Source organism: Pseudofrankia asymbiotica (assembly GCF_001983105.1).
Lineage (GTDB): Bacteria > Actinomycetota > Actinomycetes > Frankiales > Frankiaceae > Pseudofrankia > Pseudofrankia asymbiotica.
In genome coordinates this window covers 18132-36992 of sequence record NZ_MOMC01000078.1, presented here as the reverse complement: position 1 = coordinate 36992, position 18861 = coordinate 18132, and the positions used below count along the sequence as shown (strand labels likewise).

19 protein-coding genes and 3 pseudogenes are annotated in these 18861 nt (G+C 68.1%); 6 read left to right on the top strand and 16 right to left on the bottom strand.

The genetic code is table 11. From position 1 onward, the window contains the following. Positions 1-101 precede the first annotated feature (101 nt). On the bottom strand, positions 102-992 hold the full coding sequence (locus tag BL253_RS32330; protein ID WP_076821178.1) for an aldo/keto reductase: 891 nt from the start codon (positions 990-992) through the stop codon (positions 102-104). A 57-nt stretch (positions 993-1049) separates the two neighbouring features. Here BL253_RS32330 and BL253_RS45585 point away from each other — a divergent pair. Beyond that, positions 1050-1685: pseudogene (locus BL253_RS45585) on the top strand (MmyB family transcriptional regulator); the annotation flags it as partial. Continuing rightward, complete coding sequence (locus BL253_RS44220; RefSeq protein ID WP_241835334.1) at positions 1654-1941, top strand: MmyB family transcriptional regulator; 288 nt, start codon at positions 1654-1656, stop codon at positions 1939-1941. The pseudogene BL253_RS45585 and the gene BL253_RS44220, both read left to right, overlap by 32 nt. Positions 1942-2251: 310 nt before the next feature. On the opposite strand, the gene BL253_RS45930 is transcribed toward BL253_RS44220, so the two are convergent. The 4 genes from BL253_RS45930 to BL253_RS43100 all read right to left on the bottom strand — a co-directional run bounded on the left by BL253_RS45930 (position 2252) and on the right by BL253_RS43100 (position 5091). After that, positions 2252-2776 (bottom strand): hypothetical protein, encoded by a 525-nt coding sequence (locus BL253_RS45930; protein ID WP_241835329.1) that lies wholly within the window; start codon positions 2774-2776, stop codon positions 2252-2254. A 141-nt stretch (positions 2777-2917) separates the two neighbouring features. Then, positions 2918-3886 carry a sulfatase-like hydrolase/transferase gene (locus BL253_RS45925; RefSeq protein WP_274535283.1) on the bottom strand — a complete coding sequence of 323 codons (969 nt, stop codon included), beginning with the start codon at positions 3884-3886 and terminating at the stop codon, positions 2918-2920. Then, on the bottom strand, positions 3772-4623 hold the full coding sequence (locus BL253_RS45920) for a sulfatase-like hydrolase/transferase (RefSeq protein WP_274535282.1): 852 nt from the start codon (positions 4621-4623) through the stop codon (positions 3772-3774). The genes BL253_RS45925 and BL253_RS45920 overlap by 115 nt, the downstream gene beginning before the upstream one ends. Before the next feature lie 153 nt (positions 4624-4776). Next, the gene (locus tag BL253_RS43100) at positions 4777-5091 is read right to left on the bottom strand and encodes a hypothetical protein (protein ID WP_076821176.1); all 315 of its coding nucleotides are present in this window, start codon (positions 5089-5091) and stop codon (positions 4777-4779) included. A gap of 89 nt (positions 5092-5180) precedes the next feature. Here BL253_RS43100 and BL253_RS42565 point away from each other — a divergent pair, with 89 nt between their 5' ends. Both BL253_RS42565 and BL253_RS32310 read left to right on the top strand, forming a co-directional pair. After that, a complete protein-coding gene (locus BL253_RS42565; RefSeq protein WP_158230458.1) occupies positions 5181-5342 on the top strand; it encodes a hypothetical protein in 162 nt (53 codons plus the stop codon). A gap of 1005 nt (positions 5343-6347) precedes the next feature. Beyond that, positions 6348-6965 (top strand): TetR/AcrR family transcriptional regulator, encoded by a 618-nt coding sequence (locus BL253_RS32310; protein ID WP_076821175.1) that lies wholly within the window; start codon positions 6348-6350, stop codon positions 6963-6965. A gap of 18 nt (positions 6966-6983) precedes the next feature. Here the strand turns inward: BL253_RS32310 and BL253_RS32305 are convergent, their stop codons facing one another. The 10 genes and pseudogenes from BL253_RS32305 to BL253_RS32250 form a co-directional block, all read right to left on the bottom strand. Further along, positions 6984-7736: an SDR family oxidoreductase gene (locus BL253_RS32305; protein WP_076821174.1), complete on the bottom strand. Its 753-nt coding sequence runs from the start codon at positions 7734-7736 to the stop codon at positions 6984-6986. Then, a complete protein-coding gene (locus BL253_RS32300; RefSeq protein WP_076821173.1) occupies positions 7733-8521 on the bottom strand; it encodes an enoyl-CoA hydratase/isomerase family protein in 789 nt (262 codons plus the stop codon). The genes BL253_RS32305 and BL253_RS32300 overlap by 4 nt, the downstream gene beginning before the upstream one ends. Then, positions 8518-10164 carry an AMP-binding protein gene (locus BL253_RS32295; RefSeq protein WP_076821172.1) on the bottom strand — a complete coding sequence of 549 codons (1647 nt, stop codon included), beginning with the start codon at positions 10162-10164 and terminating at the stop codon, positions 8518-8520. Before BL253_RS32295 ends, BL253_RS32300 begins: the two co-directional genes overlap by 4 nt. Further along, entirely contained in the window at positions 10161-11876 is a 1716-nt protein-coding gene (locus BL253_RS32290; RefSeq protein WP_081438909.1) for a CocE/NonD family hydrolase, read from the bottom strand. The genes BL253_RS32295 and BL253_RS32290 overlap by 4 nt, the downstream gene beginning before the upstream one ends. Positions 11877-11985: 109 nt before the next feature. Further along, a complete protein-coding gene (locus BL253_RS32285; RefSeq protein ID WP_420801743.1) occupies positions 11986-12072 on the bottom strand; it encodes a hypothetical protein in 87 nt (28 codons plus the stop codon). Positions 12073-12389: 317 nt separating this feature from the next. Continuing rightward, positions 12390-12852 (bottom strand): annotated as a pseudogene (locus tag BL253_RS45575) (IS5 family transposase); the annotation flags it as partial. 496 nt (positions 12853-13348) lie between these two features. Further along, positions 13349-14332 carry a TIGR03621 family F420-dependent LLM class oxidoreductase gene (locus BL253_RS32265; protein ID WP_076821168.1) on the bottom strand — a complete coding sequence of 328 codons (984 nt, stop codon included), beginning with the start codon at positions 14330-14332 and terminating at the stop codon, positions 13349-13351. Then, on the bottom strand, positions 14325-15074 hold the full coding sequence (locus BL253_RS32260; RefSeq protein WP_076821166.1) for an SDR family NAD(P)-dependent oxidoreductase: 750 nt from the start codon (positions 15072-15074) through the stop codon (positions 14325-14327). The genes BL253_RS32265 and BL253_RS32260 overlap by 8 nt, the downstream gene beginning before the upstream one ends. 53 nt (positions 15075-15127) lie before the next feature. Then, positions 15128-16012 (bottom strand): SMP-30/gluconolactonase/LRE family protein, encoded by an 885-nt coding sequence (locus BL253_RS32255; RefSeq protein WP_081438907.1) that lies wholly within the window; start codon positions 16010-16012, stop codon positions 15128-15130. Positions 16013-16050: 38 nt separating this feature from the next. Beyond that, the gene (locus BL253_RS32250; protein ID WP_076821164.1) at positions 16051-16890 is read right to left on the bottom strand and encodes a TauD/TfdA dioxygenase family protein; all 840 of its coding nucleotides are present in this window, start codon (positions 16888-16890) and stop codon (positions 16051-16053) included. 319 nt (positions 16891-17209) lie between these two features. Between BL253_RS32250 and BL253_RS32245 the strand changes: the two genes are divergently transcribed. Then, positions 17210-17794 carry a TetR/AcrR family transcriptional regulator gene (locus BL253_RS32245; protein WP_076821162.1) on the top strand — a complete coding sequence of 195 codons (585 nt, stop codon included), beginning with the start codon at positions 17210-17212 and terminating at the stop codon, positions 17792-17794. Between the two features lie 275 nt (positions 17795-18069). Continuing rightward, positions 18070-18222, top strand: a pseudogene (locus tag BL253_RS40670) (LLM class flavin-dependent oxidoreductase); the annotation flags it as partial. A 185-nt stretch (positions 18223-18407) separates the two neighbouring features. Here BL253_RS40670 and BL253_RS32235 read toward each other — a convergent pair. After that, positions 18408-18845 carry a nuclear transport factor 2 family protein gene (locus BL253_RS32235; RefSeq protein WP_081438913.1) on the bottom strand — a complete coding sequence of 146 codons (438 nt, stop codon included), beginning with the start codon at positions 18843-18845 and terminating at the stop codon, positions 18408-18410. Between the last annotated feature and the right edge of the window lie 16 nt (positions 18846-18861).

Sequence of the window (18861 nt, the reverse complement as noted above, 5' to 3'; positions counted from 1 at the left end):
GGGGTGAGCCACGAGCCGTGGCCTCGTGGCCTCGCCGCCCATGCCAGATGACGCACCGGTCACGACCGCGGCGCGGCCGGAGGTGTCGCTGACAGGCATGGTCAGGCCTCCGGGATTTCTCGGCCGAAGGTTTCGAGGGTGATGGCGCTGGGCTCGGGTCCGCCGCGCTTGCCGGTGTCGAGCTGGTCGATGGCCGAGAGCTCGTCGCTCGTGAGGTCGAAGTCGAAGACGTCGAAGTTCTCGGCGATGCGGCGCGGCTTCGTCGACTTCGGGATCACCGACCGTCCTTGCTGGAGGTGCCAGCGCAGCATCACCTGGGCCGGGCTCCTGCCGTGCGTCTGCGCGATCTTGACGATCGTCGGGTCCTCCAGGGTGCTGGTGTGCTCGCCCTCGCGGTAGAAGGTGATGCCGCCGATCGGCGACCACGCCTGCGTCAGGATGCCGTGCGCTGCCCCGAACGTCTGGACCTCGCGCTGCTGGAAGTAGGGATGCACCTCGATCTGGTTGACGGCGGGCATGACCGTCGCCTGCTCCAGCAGGTGGGTGAGGTGGTCGACCATGAAGTTGCTGACCCCGATGGCGCGGACTTTGCCGTCCGCGAGCAGCTTCTCCAGCGCGCGGTAGGCGCCGATTGTCCGGTCGAAGGCGCTGGGCAGCGCCTGGTGCAGGATCAGCAGGTCGATCTCGTCGACGCCGAGTTTGCCGGCGCTCTTGCCGAAGGCGTGCAGCGTCTCGTTGTAGCCGAAGTCGTTGATCCAGACCTTCGTCTCCAGGAAGACCGCCGCGCGGCCGGTCCGCGAGGCGTGGACGGCCTCGCCGACCTGGCGCTCGTTGCCGTAGGCGGCGGCGGTGTCGATGTGACGGTAGCCGGTCTCCAGCGCGGAGCTGACGGCGTCGCGGGTCTCGTCTGGTGGGGTCTGGAAGACGCCGAAACCGACGGCCGGGATCTCCAGACCGTTGTTCAAGGTGATGGTGGGAACCGGAGTGCTCATCGCTGAGTCCTTCCTTCGTCCCGACGGGCCATGCCGCCGGTCAGTGGGTAGCTGCCCATGCGCGTGCCGGTTCGCTCGGGGGTGAGCGTCGCCGCTGCCGTCAGCAAGATCAGAACGGCGGTGGCAACGTGGCTGATCAGGCGCCGCACTTCGCCCCCGCGACGCGGACACCACAAGCGCCGTCCGCGCGGTGCCGGAGTCAAGCCTCGTCGTCATCCGCATCTCTCGCCAGCGTTCGACAGGTCCGAACGGCCCGAGATCCATGCAACGCGAGAGCGCACCAGTCAGGGAGTCAGGGACGTTGCGTGTACTGGCAGTACCTGTTTCGCGGCACTGCCGCCGCGTACCGTCGGCGCGGTGGACAACMGGACTGAGGTGCGTGACTTCCTGCGGTCACGGCGTGCCCAGCAGCTGCTCGACGGCATGACCGGCCTGCCCGCCTACGCGCGCGGCCGGTACGACATCCTGGCGGTCAACGGCCTGGGCGCGGCTCTGCTACCGGAGATGATGGAATCCGGTGCGTCGCCGAACCTGGCTCGCTACCTGTTCCTCGACGGCCGATCACAGAGTTTCTACGCGGACTGGCACGCCGTCGCTCGCGATTCCGTGGCGGCGCTTCGCATCGAGGCTGGCCGCGACCCCTACGACCGAAACCTGACAGATCTGGTCGGCGAGCTCTCGACACGAGAGCGAAGCCTTCCGAACGTGGTGGGCCACCCACAACGTCAGGCCGCACACCTCCGCCACGAAGACACTGCGCCACCCGATCGTCGGCGACATCCAGGTGACCGGCGAAGCATTGACAGTGCCAGCCGACCCCGGACTGACGATCATCGCCTACACCGTCGAGCCGGCCAGCGGGTCGGCGCAGGCACTCCAGCTACTGGCAAGCTGGGCCACGGCCGACCGACCGACGTCGACCGAGACCGGCGGTGGACTGACCAGGTGAACCGCCGTCGGTTCGCAATGGCCTGGCGCGCTGGGTGATCGAGCCGGCAGCATCTGGGCATGCGTGTTCTGTTGCTCGGGGGTACCTGGTTCCTCGGTCGGGCGACGGCGAGCGAGGTCCTGGCGCGTGGGTGGGAGTTGACGGTCTCACCCGTGGGCAGTCCGGTCCTGCGCCGGCGGGCGGTCGGCACGACCCGCGACGAACGACCGGCGGCGCCATCATGTCCGGCATCGTCGCGCGGCGCGAGCCGCCCCGGCCGCGCGACGTCAGACCAGCAGGTCTCGAAGTTCAGGGAGATCCAACGGAAGGACTACTCGCGGGCGAGCATGGCCTCGGCTTCGCGTTCGAGGTCGACATACGGGTCGCCGCTGACGTCGACGGCCACCCGGTGCAGGGTGCCGCCGGTGAAGGCGAAGGGGGCCTTCCCGGGGTAGTCGGAGGTGACGGCTTCGCCGCTGTCCCTGCCGATGGTGAGGCCCTCGCCGGCGAGGGTGAACTTGCCGGGCTGGGTCTGGATGCGGCCCTCGCCGACTTTTCGGTCGCCGTAGTGGAGGCTGAGAATGCCGGTGGCGACGCCGGGGGATGCTTCCCCGTCCTTGTCGAAGGAGGCCGCCAGGATGAGTTGCTTTCCGGTCGGCAGGTCCTGGGTCGCGATGATCCGCTGCTCCTCGTCGCCGAGGAAGTTGTACACGTACGTCAGCCGGCCGTTCTTGACGTAGAGGGAGTGCCCACCGAAACGCCCGCCGTGGGCGAACAGCACACCCGACGCTCCCGGTCCGGGAATGTCGACGAGAGCTCCGATCGCGTAAGAACGGTTGCGGATGTTGACCGCCACGGATTCGGGAACCTCGGCGCCCCCGGGCCGGTAGACATACCGGTTGCGGGGCGGGGTGAGCGTGGGGCGCGGCGTGGAGAGGATCTCCAGCGGCGAGCGGTCATCGAGGGGGAACGCCTGGTTGACGCCCGCTTCGTAGAACTATAGGCCGATCAGCTCGTTGAGCCTGTCCGGCTCCTGCCCGGCGAGGTCGATGAGCTCCGCCCGGTCGACGTCGGTGTGGTAAAGCTCCCAGGTGTCGCGGGAGAACTCGCCCCAGCCGCTGATCGCGGGGTGGGTGGTGACGACTTTCCAGCCCTGGTGCCAGAGGCCGCGCGTGCCGAGCATCGAATAGAACTGCGTGCTCTTGGCCGAAGGCAGCGAGGCGGAGTCGAAACTGTAGCGCATGCTGACGCCCTGCAGCGGGGTCTGCGGGTAGCCCTTGACGGTGCCGGGCAGGTCCAGGCCGAGGCAGTCCAGGATGGTCGGGACGATGTCGACCGCGTGGTGGTACTGGTYGCGGATCTCGCCGCGGGCCTTGATACCGACCGGCCAGGAAATGATGCACGGGTCGCAGGTGCCGCCGTTGAACGAGTACCGCTTCCACATCTTGAACGGCGTGTTGAACGCCATGGCCCAGCCGTTGGGGTAGTGGCCATAGGTCTCGACGCTGCCGAGCTTGTCGATCATCGCGAGGTTCCTGGCGAGGTCGTCGGCGACGTTGTTGAAGAACTTGTTCTCGTTGACCGAGCCGTTTGAGCCGCCCTCACCGCTCGCGCCGTTGTCGGAAACCACGACGAAGATCGTGTTGTCCAGCTGGTCGATGTCCTCCAGGTAGGCCAGCAGCCGGCCGATCTGGTCGTCGCAGTGCGACAGGAACCCGGCGTAGACCTCGGCCATCCGGGCGAAAAGCTTGCGCTCGTCCTCGTTCAGCGACGCCCAGGGGCGGGTGAAGTCCACGGCGGGGAACGGCTCACCGCCGGGTCCGGTACGGGTCTCGGGAGTGCCGATCGGGTTCAACGGCGGCARCTCGGTGTTCTCCGGGACGARCCCAAGCGCCTTCTGGCGGGAAAGGATCTCCTCGCGCATCGCCTCGTACCCGGCATTGAACCGGCCACTGTACCGCTCGATCCACTCGGCTGGTGCCTGGTGCCTGGTGCCTGGTGCGGAGCGTGGGCGCAGCCGGGCGCGTAGTAGAGGAAGACAGGCCGTTCGGGCGCGATGGCCTTGACATCGTCGATGTACTGGATGGCCTTGTCGGTGATGTCGACGCTGAAGTGATAACCCTCCTCGGGCGTCGCCGGCTGCTCGGCGGGGTGCTGGTCGTGGACGAGGTCCGGGTACCACTGGCTGGTCTCGGCGCCGAGGAATCCGTAGAACCGCTCGAAACCGCGACCCGTGGGCCAGTGGCGCCGCGTGGAGGCGAGGTTCATCTCGTCCTCCGGGCACAGGTGCCATTTGCCGACCAGCGCGGTGCGATACCCCTTGTCGACCAGGATCTCCGCGAGCGTGGCGCACTCGGGCGGGATGTGGCCGTTGGCGTTGGGGAAGCCGATTGCCGCCTCGCTGATGCAGGCCATCGCGTTGGTGGTGTGGTTGCGCCCGGTCAGCAGCGCCGAGCGGGTCGGCGAGCAGAGAGCGGTGGTGTGCCACTGGGCGTAGCGCAGACCGTTCGCGGCGATGCGGTCGATGTTCGGGGTMTTGATCGGGCCGCCGTAGCAGCTCATCGCCCCGAAGCCGACGTCGTCGAGGACGATGCACACGACGTTGGGCGAGCCGGCCGCGGCTTTCGGCTGCTCGTACGGCGCCCAGTCGGGCACCGAGTCGCGGACATCGAGATTCACGACACCGCGGAACGCGTCTGACATGGCCTGTCTCCTCACACGCTGAGCGATTCCCGCCCCGTGTGCCGCGCCGGCGTTCCGCGGCTGCCTGCAGTCTCGGACGTCCGCTACGCTTCCGCCTCTCAGAGGCTACGGACGGTGACGCTCCCGGGGGACAGGCTCGCGCCGATCCACGCGTCAACGCGCGGGAACGGCCTCCGGGAACAGGCGAGCCCAATCGTCGCGGACGCTTACGGTCAGCCATCCCCGACGGGCGGCGGTGTCCAAGGCCCGCTCGGCGCTTGTGTCGTACGCCGGTCCGTCGCGTTCGGGGTCGTCGTGGCGGACGAGCAACGCGAGCCCGTGGGGTGCTTCGGCGGCGTCGGTGAGCATCTCTATGTCACCGTTCGAGTTCCCGCAGGCCAGCAGGGGGCGCCGGCCCAGACGGCTCCAGATCCGCACCGGCTTCTCAGGCCCGTCGTCGAGCAACGCGAGGCCGTCGCCGTAGACCACCGCCCGCCGGTCGGCGTCCCATCGCAGGTCGGCGGTTGTACGGACGCTTCTACCGACGCCCGCACTGACTGGGCTTCTCCAGCGGGGACATGAGCGTAAAGCGTGTCCAGCGTCCCGCCGCGGCAGTCCGGCGGGAGGGCATGCAGTTCGGCGGTGAGCCCGTCCCAGACCAGTCGACCGCTCGGGAACTCGCGTTCCCATATCCCGACTCCCATGGCGGCGGCCAGCGCGGCACCTTCGACCGCTGGTGACCTCAAGGGGATCCCCATCCGAACCGATCGTTCAATACGTTCACCGCTCTCCGACTCGCCCACAGCTAGTAGTTGCGTGGTCGCAGCCTATCCAACCGCACTGTTCGCGGRCGGCACCTGGTCAGGGGAAATGAGAGGAATGCGCACTGAATGAGACGGTCCAGCGGACTGCGCCGGAAACCTTGAGAGCGAGATCGCCGTGTGCGGATAAAAGCACCACTTCGGGCAGCAAGGGCGATTAATCCCGTCTGACCCGGCCCTGTTCGATTCGGGAGAGGCGCGCCCGCCGTGGCACCCGTCTGCCCATTGCCTCGGCTTCCGTGGTGTGCGCAGGGTGCTCGGGCCAGCGCGGCTCGGACTGGAATCCCGGGCAGCGCCTTCACGCGAGCTGCTTCTTCGACGTCGCGGCGTGGAGCCAGATGTCACTTACAGCAGCCACGTGTGGGCCGTCGGGCGAGGACCATCTTTCCGTACGAACCAGGAGGCGGGCCGCCTACCTGCCCGTTTAGGCGTCTACCGGGCATCTCGATTAATAGGTCAAACCTATTAACCCAGGTCAGATGCCAACTGCGGAGCGTGGTGGACCATGTGTACCGGCATCCGAACCCTTCGATCTTGGTTGCTGGTCCTGAAATCTCTGTCCGGCTGGTCGCTACTCGGGCCGTGGCCAGGGGCGATGTCCAGTGAAGACGCCAGCCTCTACATCATTTTCCGAGCCGAACAAGTGTTCAGAATGAAGCAGCGCGGTAGGMCTGGCCCCGCGGGGACCGGTGGCGTCGGTGGCCTGGTCGAGGACCCGTCACCCCGGCCTCGGGCGTCGTCCACATCGGTGGATCTTCGTATCGGGATGGGAGGCACCGGTGGGACCAGTGTGCTGCCCCGCCTGGAGTACCGGCTGACCCGGCTGGCGCACCGCTCCAGGCCGCGCTGGGCGCCACGGCCGCCCGGGCCGGACAGGACCCCTCCCCGCCAGGTCATACTGGGTGGGTGATGACGGGGCCTCTGATGATCGGAGTGCACGACACCGGCAACGGTTCGGCGCGGCGACGGCGGGTCGACCCCGAACGCCGCGCCCAGTTGCTCAACGATCTCGAGGAACTCGTGCTCGCCGAGGGTTTCCTGGCGCTGAGTATGGACGATCTGGCGCGCCGGCTTCATTGTTCGAAGGCGACGCTCTACAGCGTGGCCGGGACCAAGGAGCATCTGGTGGTGGCCTTGACAAAGGCATTCTTCCGGCGGGCGACCGAACAGATCGAGCAGGCCGTGGCCGACGTGGCCGACCCGGGGTTGCGCATTCCAACTTACCTGTCGGGGGTCGGCCGGGCGATGAGCCGGTGTTCGACCCAGTTCTACGCCGACATGATCGGGCTCCGGTCAACCGCGAGCATCTACCGGACGAACTCCGCGRCCGCGGCTCGGCGCGTCCAGGAGCTGATCGCCGAGGGTGTCAAGGAGGGCGCGCTGCGGCCGATCGACGGAAACTTCGCCGGGCAGCTCGTGGCCATGGCCATCGAAGGTATCCAGTCCGGAGTGCTCTTGCGGAGCAGCGGCCTGAGCGCGGGTGAGGCGTACACCGAAATGGCGGATCTCCTGCTGCACGGTCTCAGCGCGCCACCGGCCTGAGCGCGAGGACGAGCGCTGTCACCGGATCGAGGATCCGATGGAGATGCCGCCGTCCACGTCCAGCACGACACCGGTAATGTAACCGGCGGCTTCAGCGGCCAAGAACGCTGCGGCTTCGGCGATGTCCTCCGGCCTGCCGGTCTGGYGCATCGGAATCTTGCTCGTCAGCTTGTCGCGCGCGGGGCCGTTCATCGAGGCGAGCATGGGGGTCTCGATGAGGCCGGGGGCGATGGCGTTGGCGGTGATGCCGTGGCGCGCGCCCTCGAGCGCGAGGGTGCGGGTCAGGCCGACGAGGCCGGCCTTGGCGGCCACATAATTGCTCTGCCCGAAGTTCCCGCGCCAGGACATGGACGAGAAACTGACTATGCGTCCGTAGCCCTGGCGCTTCATGGGCCCGAACGCTGCGCGCGCGCAGAGGAAGCTGCCGGTGAGGCTCACGTCGAGCACCGCGCGCCAATCGTCGTCGGTGATATCTTCGATCCGGTTGTCGCGAATGATTCCGGCGTTGTTGACAAGGACGTCGAGACGGCCGAGATCATCGGCGACGCCGGCGATCCAGGCGTCGACCTGGGCGGAGTCGGTCACGTCGACCACGTCGCTGCGGAGTTCGGCGCCGTGGGTGATTGTTTTGGTGGCGGCTTCGAGGGCTTCGCCGTTGACATCGGCCAATGCGACCGCGGCGCCTTCGGCGGCGAAGCGGGTGGCCATGGCGAGACCCAGGCCCTGTGCGCCACCGGTGATGGCGACGACGCGTCCTTGGTAGCGATTCATTGGTCGTCGGCTTTCGTGGATTCGGGATCGAGAAAAGCGCGCAAGGCATCGGCCACTGAGCTCGCCGGCCAGTTGTCGGCGAAGGTGGCCAGTTCCTCACCCAGGGCGTGTTCGGGTGCGACGCCGTCGATGCGGTGCAGCAACGCCTTGAGCCGCTGCTGGGCGGGACTGGCGCGGCCAGCCAGCTGACGGCAGATGCGGTCCGCCGTGGCGCGCAGGTCTGCTTCGGGCACGATCGCCCGGATCCAGCCGGTGTCGGCGAACGCGGTCGCGGGCAGCAGCTCGCCGGTGAGCAGGAGCCAGCGTGAGAGGCCGCGTCCGACCGCGGCGGGCAGCCGGACGCTGGATCCGCCGGCTGGGACGAGCCGGCGGGTGAGGTGACCGTCGCCGATGAGCGTGGTGTCGGCGGYGACAACGACGTCACAGGCCAACGCGAGTTCGAGGCCCCCGGCGACGGCATGGCCGTGCAGCACGGCGACCCACGGTTTGGTGCCGGCGGCGATGCGGCTGAAGCAAGCCGAGACGTCGGTCAGGAAGCGGACCGGATTGTGGCCGCGGTCGTGCAGTTCCAGGAACTGGTGGAAGTCCCCGCCGGCACAGAAGCTCGGCCCGTTGCCCGCCACCGCGACGACCGCGGTGGCGGGATCGGCTTCGACACTGGTGATCTGCTTGTCCAGGGCTTCGATCAGGGTGACGTCGAGGGCGTTGCGCCGCTCGGGACGGTTGAGCAGCAACCACCGGACAGCACCGCGTTGCTGGACGAGCAGGGGTTCGCCGCCGATCAACGTACCTCCTGGGAGAGCTCGTCTCGTCGGCCGCGGCGAAGCAGGTAACGCTGCGTCTTGCCACTGGGTGTCTTGGGCAGGGCGTCGATGAAGTGGATCGTGCGCGGGTAGGCGTGGGCGGCGTAGCGGGTCTTGACGAGGTCCTGGAGCTCGGTGATCAGGGTCGGCGAGGCGTCGTGGCCGCGGCGGAGGACGACGTAGGCCTCGATGACCTCCCCGCGGGCGTCGTCGGGTGCGCCGATGACGCCGCACTCGGCGACGGCGGGGTGCTGGGCGAGAACGCTCTCGATCTCGAACGGCCCGATGCGGTACCCGGCCATGATGATGACGTCGTCGTCGCGGGACGAGAAGTAGAAGTCGCCGTCGGCGTCGAACCGCCCGGCATCACCAAGGAGGTACCAGCGCCCGTCGGCGGTGAACTTGGCGTCGCTCTGCCCGGGGACCTGATAGCCGCGGAAAGTCATCAACGGGCTCGCGGCGACGTCGATGGCGACCCGGCCGAGCACGCCTGGTTCGACGGGCTCGTCCTGGTCGTCGGCGAGAACCGTGAGGCTCCAGCCGGGCACCGGCCGGCCCATCGATCCGGCCTTGAGGGGACGGGCGAGTTCCGGATGGTGGTGGTTGGCCAGCGGCATGCCGACCTCGGTCTGGCCGAAGTGGTCGTGCACGGCGAGGCCGAGCGCGGCGCCGGCCCAGTCGTTGACCTCGGGGGTGAGTGGTTCCCCCGCGCTGGACGCCCGTTCCAGGCTCAGCCCCCGCGGCACGGGCACCGACGACGAGCGCAGACCCCGATACACCGTCGGGGCGGCGGTGAAGTCGGTGACCGAGTGCTCGAGGAGGGTGCGCCACGTCGCCTCGACGGAGAACTTGCCGGCCAGGAGCAGGCTCGGAACGCCGGCGGCCAGTGGAGCGGCGATGGCGGCGTACAGCCCGTAGGCCCATCCGGGGTCGGCTGCGCACCAGTAGCTGCTCTCCCGGGTGACGCCGAGGCCGTACTCCAGGTAGATCTGCCATCCGGCGATGTAGGAGACGGGGTGGATCACCCCCTTGGGCTTGCCGGTGGTGCCAGAGGTGAACATGTGCACCAGCGGGCCGTCCCCGCTCGTGGTGACCGAGGGCACCGGCTCCGGCGACGCGGCGGCGACGAGGTCCGACAGCCACGCGTCACCGAGGGACTCGCCGGCGCCGGCGCCGGCGACGACGACGCGGCGCTCGGGGTCGGGCGGCAGGTCGGGGCCCGGGTCGAGTTTGTGACGCTGGTCGGGGTCGACGACCACGACGCGCGCGCCCGAGCCTTCTAGCCGCAGGGCGATGGCCTGGGGCGCGAACGCGGTGAACAGCGGGACGTAGACCGCACCGAGCCGCCAGATCGCGAGGATGAGCGTGACCAGGTCGGTACTCTTGCCCATCAGGGTCGCCACCCGGTCGCCGGGACCGACACCGAGCCCTTGCAACGCCCGTGCACAGCGGTGCGAGCTCGCGGCCAGTTCTCCGAAGGACAGGGTGGACGGTGCATCGGGGTAGTCGACGACCATGAACGCGACGCGGTYGGCGGGGTGCCGGTCGCATAGCAGCCACGCCACGTCGAGGACAGGAGCCGTGAATTCCGCGCTCAGTTCCGCGACCCGGCCGGCAGCGCTCACTGCTGCTGCTTCCGGTCGATGATCGGAAGGACCAGCCGGCTGGGGTGGCTCGGCCCGTGATGGATGCGGTTGATCGCGGGAATCATCTGCGCTTCGGCCTCGCGGGCGATGAAGCCCCCGGTGTTGGTGTTGCGGTCGTAGCGCGGGAAGTTGCTGCTGGAAACGTCCAGGCGGATGCGGTGACCGGGCAGGAACACGTTCGAGGTGGCGGTCAGGTCGACGGTGATTTCATAGACCATGCCGGGCTCCATCAGCTCTTCCGTGGCGAGGCCGTTGCGATAGCGGGCGCGCAGGATACCGTCGCACAGGTTGATCGCCTTGCCGTCGGGGAAGACGTCGACGAGCTTGGCGGTGAAATCGGTGTCCGCCGCCGACGAGGAGACGAACAGGGTCAGGCTGACCGGACCCGTGACCTCGACGGGCTCCGCGAGCACGGGACTGGCGAAACACAGGACGTCCCCGCGGCCGGCGACGGTCCGCTGGTCGACCGGACCGCAGAACCCCAGGGTCGTCGGCATGCATGCCCCGCCGGCCGTGGGCACCGGGCGGCGCGGGTCGTAGAGGTAGGTGTCATGCTCGGCGACGGCCGGTGGCTCGGTCGTCAGCACGCCGTCGCCGTCCGCGGTGTTGGCGTGGCCGGCGCTGCCGAGGTGGAAGTCGGTCCACTTCGTGTCGGGCAGCGGCCAGTCCTGCTCGTCGCGCCACTGGTCGACGCCCATCACGAAGATCTTCACGGGGGCCACGCCGTCGAGGGCACTGATGTCGCCGCGGAGCCAGCGGTCGAAGAACTTCAGATACAGGTCGGTCAGGCCCATCATCTGGGCAGCGGCCATCGGGCCGAAGGAGCGGTCGGGATAGATGCCACGGTAGGACGCGTGATCCCACGGACCGATGACCAGTCGCTGGCCTTCGCGCGCCTGCGCGGTGCCGGCGTTCTGGCGGGCGGCGACGAAGGTGCGGACGGTCTGCCCGATGTAGAGGTCGTACCAGCCGCCGATGTTCAGCGCCGGGGTGGTGACGTTCTTGAGCTCGGGCGTGAGCTCCATCGCGTCCCAGTAGTCGTCGTGGGACGGGTGGGCAAGCCAGTCGTTCCCCCATTTACCGTAGGCCGCCAGAACCGGAACCTCGGCCGTCGGAAGCACGTCGTTGAGGGGCTCGGGAGCCAGGACCGCCGCAAAGAGCTCCTGCACCTGGGACAACGAGCCTTTGCCGGCCTCCAGCGACCGCTGCGCGTCGGCCGCGTACATCAGGGCGTTCCAGAATGTGACCAGGCTCAGGGAGAGCGCACCGCCCGCCGAATACCAGGGTGCCTCGTAGTTGTCGATCGAGGTGAGCGACGGCGCGATCGCCTTGAGGGCGGATGAGCCGGTCGCGGCGGCTTCCCACTGAACCATCCCGAGGTAGGAGGCCCCGTACATGCCCACGACGCCGTCGGACCACGGCTGGTCGGCGATCCAGGCGACGGTGTCCTCGCCGTCGGCCCGGTCGGCCATGTGCGGAACGAACTCGCCTTCCGAGCGGTTCGTGCCCCGGCAGTCCTGCATGACCACCGCGTAGCCGGCCTCCAGCAAGACCAATAAATTCGGCAGGATGTCAGAGGCCGTGGCCGTGCCCAACCTGTCCTTGCCGTACGGAAGGCGCACGAGCAGCGTCGGCCCCGTACCGTCGGCCAAGCGCCACACGTTGGCGGCCAAGGCCACGCCGTCACGCATCGGAATCCGGACATCTATGTCATATACGTGCGACATGCGCGCTCCTTGACTGAGCGGAGATCAGGCGAGGGTACGTTATCTAGATCGGAAGTACCCTGTCAACGTACCGTCAGTGGACCCGTCGTGCGTTCTCGCTGATGCCMAGCCGCTCGGCGATGCCCCGGTTCGGCAAGCTCGTCGAGAGCAACGCCAGCACGTCCTGCTCCCGGGTCGTCAGGTGGGGCACGTCCGCCTCCGGTGAGGGTCGACGACGGCACGGCCAGGTCGACGGCGAATCGGAGGATAATGTCCTCGTAGCCGCGAAACCGGCGGATCAGCGTCCGGGCGTCGTTCGCCAGTGGGCTGCGCTGGCCCTGGTTGTCGGTGTCGCCGCGGGCGAGCGCACCGAGGTCGTCGTCACGGATCTCGGCTAGGCAGCTTCTCGTGGATCATTGAGCCAGATGAAGATCGGGGCGATCGTGATCTCGTTGCGGAAGTAGTGGGCGCGCTTGGTGCAGCGGGTCGCCAGGGCGCTTCGGGGATCATGTGGCCGATGCCGCGTCGGCGCAGCTCGGCGCGGATCGCCTTCGCGCGGTACCCCTTGTCGGCGAGCACATGGTCGGGGCGGGTCCGTGGCCGGCCGGGACCGTCGCGTCGCACCCGAATACCGTCCATGACCTGCACGAACTGGGTCGAGTCGTTGACCTGCCCGGCGGTCAGCACCACCGACAGGGGACGGCCCTTCCCGTCCACCGCGGCATGGATCTTGCTGGTCAGCCCACCTCTCGACCGGCCGAGAGCCTTCGCTTCCTGGGCGGTCTCCCGGGTGTGTCCGTTGATCAGGCCGTCCCTTTTGATCTTTCGGGACGGCGTGGGGTGCCCCGGCGGCGTGYTGGTGGGCGCGCACGATCGACGAGTCGATCGACACCTCCCATTCGACGGCGCCGACCGAGTCGTCCTTGACCACGACGTGTTCCAGGATCCGGTCCCAGGTGCCGGACGTGCCCGGCGCTCGGTCGAGGCCGAGGACCCAGCATGCCGCCGCATGGACCTCAGCCGCGCTCCAGAGCAGATCCGCAGGACCCAGGGCGCCGGTCCTGCGGTTGATCCCGACCTCCCGGCACGCTGCCGAGTTGCTCACGCCCTGCGCCATCAGGCGAAGGTAGTGATCATGCTTGGCGGTCTCGGGCTCGGGGCCGCGCTTGCGGAGGTTGCGTCGGGATCGGTCACCGCAGCACCTTTCGGGCGTGGTGTTGCAACCACCGCTAGAACTCAAGGTCCGGAAGGTGGGGCCACTCGAATCTCCCAAAGCCATCGATGGGTTTCCCGTTCAGTCCTGGCTCGTTCGCCGCCTCGTCATATAAAAGGTCCTCTATGTGGCGGCGGTGGATCGCGCCGGCTCGCTGCATCTGCGCTGCTCGGCGCCAGGCAGACTGCGGGGAGCGCGTGGCGGCCCGTCCGGGTGCGAGGGAGCACGGGCCTGTTGYGTACTGTCAGCGGCCCGTCAGTGCCGCGACGACGGGCGCGAACTCGTCGATCTGTCCACGGGGGATGGTGATGTAGTTGACGCCGATGGTGTCGCGGCGTTCCTGCAGGTGGTCGTGGATGCCGTCGGGCGATCCGACGAGTACGTTCGGATGGTTTCTCAGCAGGTCTGGCTGGGCTTCTGGGATCGCTTTGTGGAGCCGGGCTGACCACCGGGTCAGGACGCTGTCCGCGTCGTCGGTCACGGACACCAGGTAGGGCGAGCTCTCCAGCTCCAGTTGCGGGTATCGGTCGCCGGCCGCGTCGCGGATGATGTCGTGCCGCCGCCGTGCCTCTTCCGCCGGGGTGAGTCCCGCGTCGTTGCGAGCCTGCCAGGGAACGTTGGCCATGCTGACGATGTCGGCTTCGCGCGCAGCCAGAGACAGGACCCGCCTGCGGGATCCGCCGATGAGAATTCGGGGACGAGGACGCTGGACTGGACGCRGTAGCCCGGCGTACCCGCGGACTCTGACGTGGTCGCCGTCGACGACGATCGGCTCGCCGGACCAGTGTGYCTTGACGAGGGTGATGACCTCTTTGAGTTTGGTCACGCGCTGGGGGGCGTCGTGGAAGGTGAGGCCCATGGCTTCGTACTCGGCCTGGTTGGTGCCGGCGCCGATGCCGAACTCGAGGCGGCCGTCGGAGAGCAGGTCGATGGTCGCCGCCTCCTTGGCGAGCGCGGCGGGCACGTGGTAATCGACGCAGAACGCCCGGCAGCCGATCCGTAGCGTGGAGGTCCACGCGGCGGCGGCGGCCATCGCGGCGATGGGGGCAAGGTGCTGCGGGCGCAGCAGTGTCCGGGTGCTGACTGGTCCTGGCCCGAGGTAGTGGTCGGCGAGGAACAAGGTCGAGTAGCCGAGGTCCTCGACCCGGCGTGCGAGGTCGCGCCATTCGGAGGCGGAGGTCGCGGTCGTGGTCTGGACCGCGAAGCGGAACGGCCGGCTGTCAGCCAACGACGTAGCCCCCGTCGACAGGAAGGGCGACACCGGTGACGAACGACGAGTCGTCGCTGGCGAGGAAGAGAGCAGCGGTCGCGAGCTCGCGCGGCAGGCCCCACCGACTCATCGGCTGTGGAGGTGCGGGCACGTCGGCGGGGGGCTCCAGCAGGTCGTCTGATCCTGGGACCATTCCTGTCCAGGTCATGCCCGGGCAGAGGGCGTTGATCCGCACGCCCTGTTTCGCGAAGTCGAGCGCTGCGGCCTTGGTCATCTGGATCACGCCGCCCTTGGAGGCTCCGTAGACGGCGTTCTTCCGCCAGCCCACGAGGCCAGCCGCCGACGCGGTGTTGATCACGGATCCGCCGCCGTTGCGGAGGATCGCCTGGATGCCGTACTTCATTCCGAGGAAAACGCCCTTGAGGTTCACGGCGACGACACGGTCGAAGTCCTGCTCCGTCTGCTCCGTGAGAAGCATCTTCGGCCCGGCGACGCCCGCGTTGTTGAACAGGATGTCGAGCTTGCCGAACCGGTCCTCCGCGGTGGCGACCATCCTCTCTACGTCCGCGGCCACCGCGACGTCGACGTGGACCGCGACACCGGCGGCTCCGATCTCGTCGGCCGTCCGCGTCTCCTTGCCGCTGAAGTCCGCGCAGACGACCCGTGCGCCTTCCGCGGCGAAGAGGCGGGCGCTCGCGCGCCCGATACCGGAACCGGCCCCGGTGATGATCGCGACCCTACCGTCGAGTTTTCCTGCCATCGGTTGACGTCCCTTCGGCCAGATCGGGTGTTCCAGGCACCGCGGGGCGCGGGCTATCCGAATTTGGACTCGGGCAGGCCTCGTACGCCCAAACCGTGAAGAGCGAGGACGCGGCCGTTGTCGCCTCCGGCGGTGTTGCCGCCGCGGGAGGTCACGACGAGGACGTCCAGGTCCGGTCCGGCGAATGCGACGCTGGTCGGGCTGGCCACGGGCACGGGTACACGCCGATCGAGGGCGCCGTCCGGCGCGTATCTGCGGATCTCGCCACCGTGGTAGGCAGCCACCCAGAGACAGCCCTGATCGTCGACGGTGGTGCCGTCCGGGACGACGACGCCGTCCTCGAACTGGGCGACGACCCGGCGTTCGGTGGCCTCGCCTGTCGCGGTGTCGTAGTCCCAGGCGTACAGGCGGCGTAGCACACTGTCGTTGCAGTAGAAGGTCGTGCCGTCTTTGTCGAAGCAGGGGCCGTTGGTGACGCCGATGGGATCTCCGATGGTGTGGACACTGAGGTCTGTGTCGACGCGATACAGGCTGCCCGACGGCGCGAGGTCACCCTGTCCGGAGTCAATCGCCTTGACGAGCGCCCCGTCGGCCAGTCCGGTGACGAAACGACCCTGACGGTCGACGGTTCCGTCGTTGAAGCCGAATCCCGGGCCTCGACCGGCATCAAAGATCAGTTCGGATTCGGCCGTGTCGAGGTCGAACAGGTGAATCTCAGTGCCGGAGGTCACGACAGTCCCCCCGTCCTTGCGCAAGGCKAGTGAGGCGATGATGCGGCCGGGGAACTTGGTGCTCCGCGGTTCGCCGCCGTCGAGGGCGCACTGGTGCACCGTCGCCTGGAAGACGTCGACCCAGTAAAGCCGGTCCTGGTCGACGTCCCAGACCGGTCCTTCGCCCATCGTCATGCGCGCGTCGGCGACCAGCCGCACGTCCAGCACGGTTTGCCTGCCTTCCGGGTTCTCGTGTTGTCACCCTGTCACCGGGCTGTGACGAGCTCCTGGCCGACGAGCGTGGTGCGGTGCATCAGCCGACGTGAGGTCGGCTCGAAGGGCAAGGCTCGATGGAGCATCCCGGTGTTGTCCCAGATCACCAGGTCACCGCGGCGCCACCGGTGCCGAAGAGTGAACCGCGGGCTGGTGGACCACTCGAGCAGACGGTCTAGCAGTGCCCTGCCGCGATCTTCTGGCCAGTCGACGACCGTCCCTGCGGTCGCTCCGGCCAGGAGGGACTTCCGCCCGTTCGCACGGGTCCACACGAGCGGGTGCACTCTTGGCGGCACCTGTTCCCAGCCGGCCCGCTGCTTGTCCGTGGCGTCGGGGTAGGCGATGCGCTGGGCGGTCGCGAAGCTGTGAATCACCTGCAGGTCGGCGATCTCGGCCTTCTCCTGCTCGGAGAGYGCGTCGTAGGCCGCGTAGGTGTTGGCGAACTCCGTGTCGCCACCAGCGGGGTCGACCTCCCGAGCGGTGAGCAACGTCGCCTTCTGAGGAAGCGCGTCGGTTGCGCCGTCGATGTGCCAGAGGAAGTTCCCCTGCCGATAGCCGGCCAGGACGCTCTTGTCGGGGTCGAGCGTGATGCGGGCGATCTCAGGGTGCCCGCCGGGGTCGTTGACCTTCGGCACCACGACCTCGCCCAGCATTCGGCTGAACCGGACCAGGTCGCCGTCCTCGATGTGTACTTCCCGGTACACGAGCACGCCGTACTGGTCCAGAGCGGCCTTGCAGCCAGCGGCAGCCGCCTCGTTGACGAGATCACGTCCCGTGCAGCCGCTGATCTCGGCACCGATCTCGGGCGCCAGCTTGGTGACCGTGATGGACATGACTTCCTCCGACTCGCTGAGAGGCCACGGCGCCGCGGGTGAGGCATCCGGAGGCGGCTGGGCTCACGTGCCATGACTGTCCCGGCGGGAGCCATCGACGGTTCGCGCGCTCTGGGGCCCTCCGTTCGTACCACCCGCCGTTGGATTATGCAAGAATCTTCTGGCGCCAATAAGGATCTTCTGGCATTGTTCTCACTGGCCGCCGGAGGAGGGAAGGCGTCCTGGTCGGTGCGGGTGCCGGGCCGACCAAATTCGCAGGCAGGCGCCCTGCGTCACCCTGCGCAAGAAGATCCGCTACTGACGGCTCCTAGGATGAGGCATGGCCCGGGATACCCGTGAGCGCCTGCTGGATGCGGGACTCGCCCTGTTCGCCGGCAACGGCCTCGCCGGCACCACGGTCTCCGATCTAGAGGCCCGTGCCGGGCTCCGGGCCGGATCTGGCTCGTTCTACCGTCACTTCACGTCGAAGGAGGCCCTCTTCGAGGCCGTCGTCCGACAGGAACTCGACCGATTCCGTACCTCGATCGGCGATACGACGATCGGCGAATCGACCGTCGCGGATGTGAAGATCGCGCTCGCGCTGGAGTTTCACGAGGCCCTCACGACACTGGGTCAACTCGGCCAGCTCGAGGCGATCATCCACCGGGACGCCCACGCGATGGGCGACCTCTTTGACGAGGTAGAGGGCCTCTACAACGCCGCCCTCGACGCCAGCGCCGCACGCCTCAACCAGCTCATGGAATCCGGGCAGCTTCCTCGACGCGACCCCCAGGCCCTCGCGGTAACGATCAGAAGCACGCTCATCGGCTATCACCTGAACACCCAGTCGTTCAGAAGGTCCGCTCGCCGCGTGCCACCCGCGGATCTAATCGCCATCCTGATAGACCTGATCTCCTCCAAATGATCCTCGGCGAATGACATCAACGGCGATGTCGATCTCAGACGAACCGCTTGCCAGGCTGCTGCGGCCCGCTCGGCATCGATCAGGAACCGGTCAGGCCGCAGCAACGACCGTGGGCGCCGTTGTGCGGTCTTATGGCGTTGCTGTATGGATGTATGGCAGTGGGAACGCTGCCGATCACTGCGGTAGCACTGACTCGGCTCCGTTCGGGTCTGAGCGACTACTTCATTGTCGCTCATGACTTCCGACGCTGAGGATGTTGTCAGGTGAGAATTGGTCTGACAGGACGCCTGCTGCGCGGCGAGACCGTGACGTTCGAGGGAGCGGACTGGACGGCCAGGGACGCGACGGTACCGACGGCGCGGCCCGTGCCGGTACTGCTCGCCGCGCTCGGCCCGCGGCTGCTGCGCGTGGCCGGTGAGCTGGCCGACCCGACCGCTTGATCGGGACCGGCTTCGCGTCACCCGAGGAGCGTGCCGTCCTACTCGCGTACGCGCAGCCGACCCGCGTCCACTGACGGCCGAAGGCGGGCCCGTCCGCATGGGCCCGCGTGACCGGCTTTCAGATTCCCTGGCGACGTGCGCTACGCGACCGCGCCCGGCCGGTATGAACGTGATCAGGAAATGTCCACCCGCAGGCGGTGCAGGCGGACCTGCGCAATCCGCCAGCGCCCGTCATCGCAGCGGCGGTACTTCTCGTGGTAGTGGCCGAAACCCTTCAGTGTGGCCTTCAGCTCGGTGCGTGACGCGTCGGTGAACATCTGGACGTCGTCGGCCATGGCCCAGATCCCGGTCGCGGTGTCCGGGCCGGTGACGGCGATCTCCGGCATGTGGCCGTGGTGAACGCTGAGGCATTTGTCGAGCTGTCTGCTCATGGTCGCGACGAAACTGTCGCGACCGGCGAAGGTCACGTCCGGGACGTCCGCCACCCAGACGGTGACGTCCTCGGTGAAGACGTCCCGCCATTCGTCCCACTGCTTGGTGTCCATCAGCCGGAAGYATCGTGCCTTGAGCTGCTTGATCTGCTCCACGTCCGTCATGGTCGCAACGTCCACGATCGTGCTCCTCACT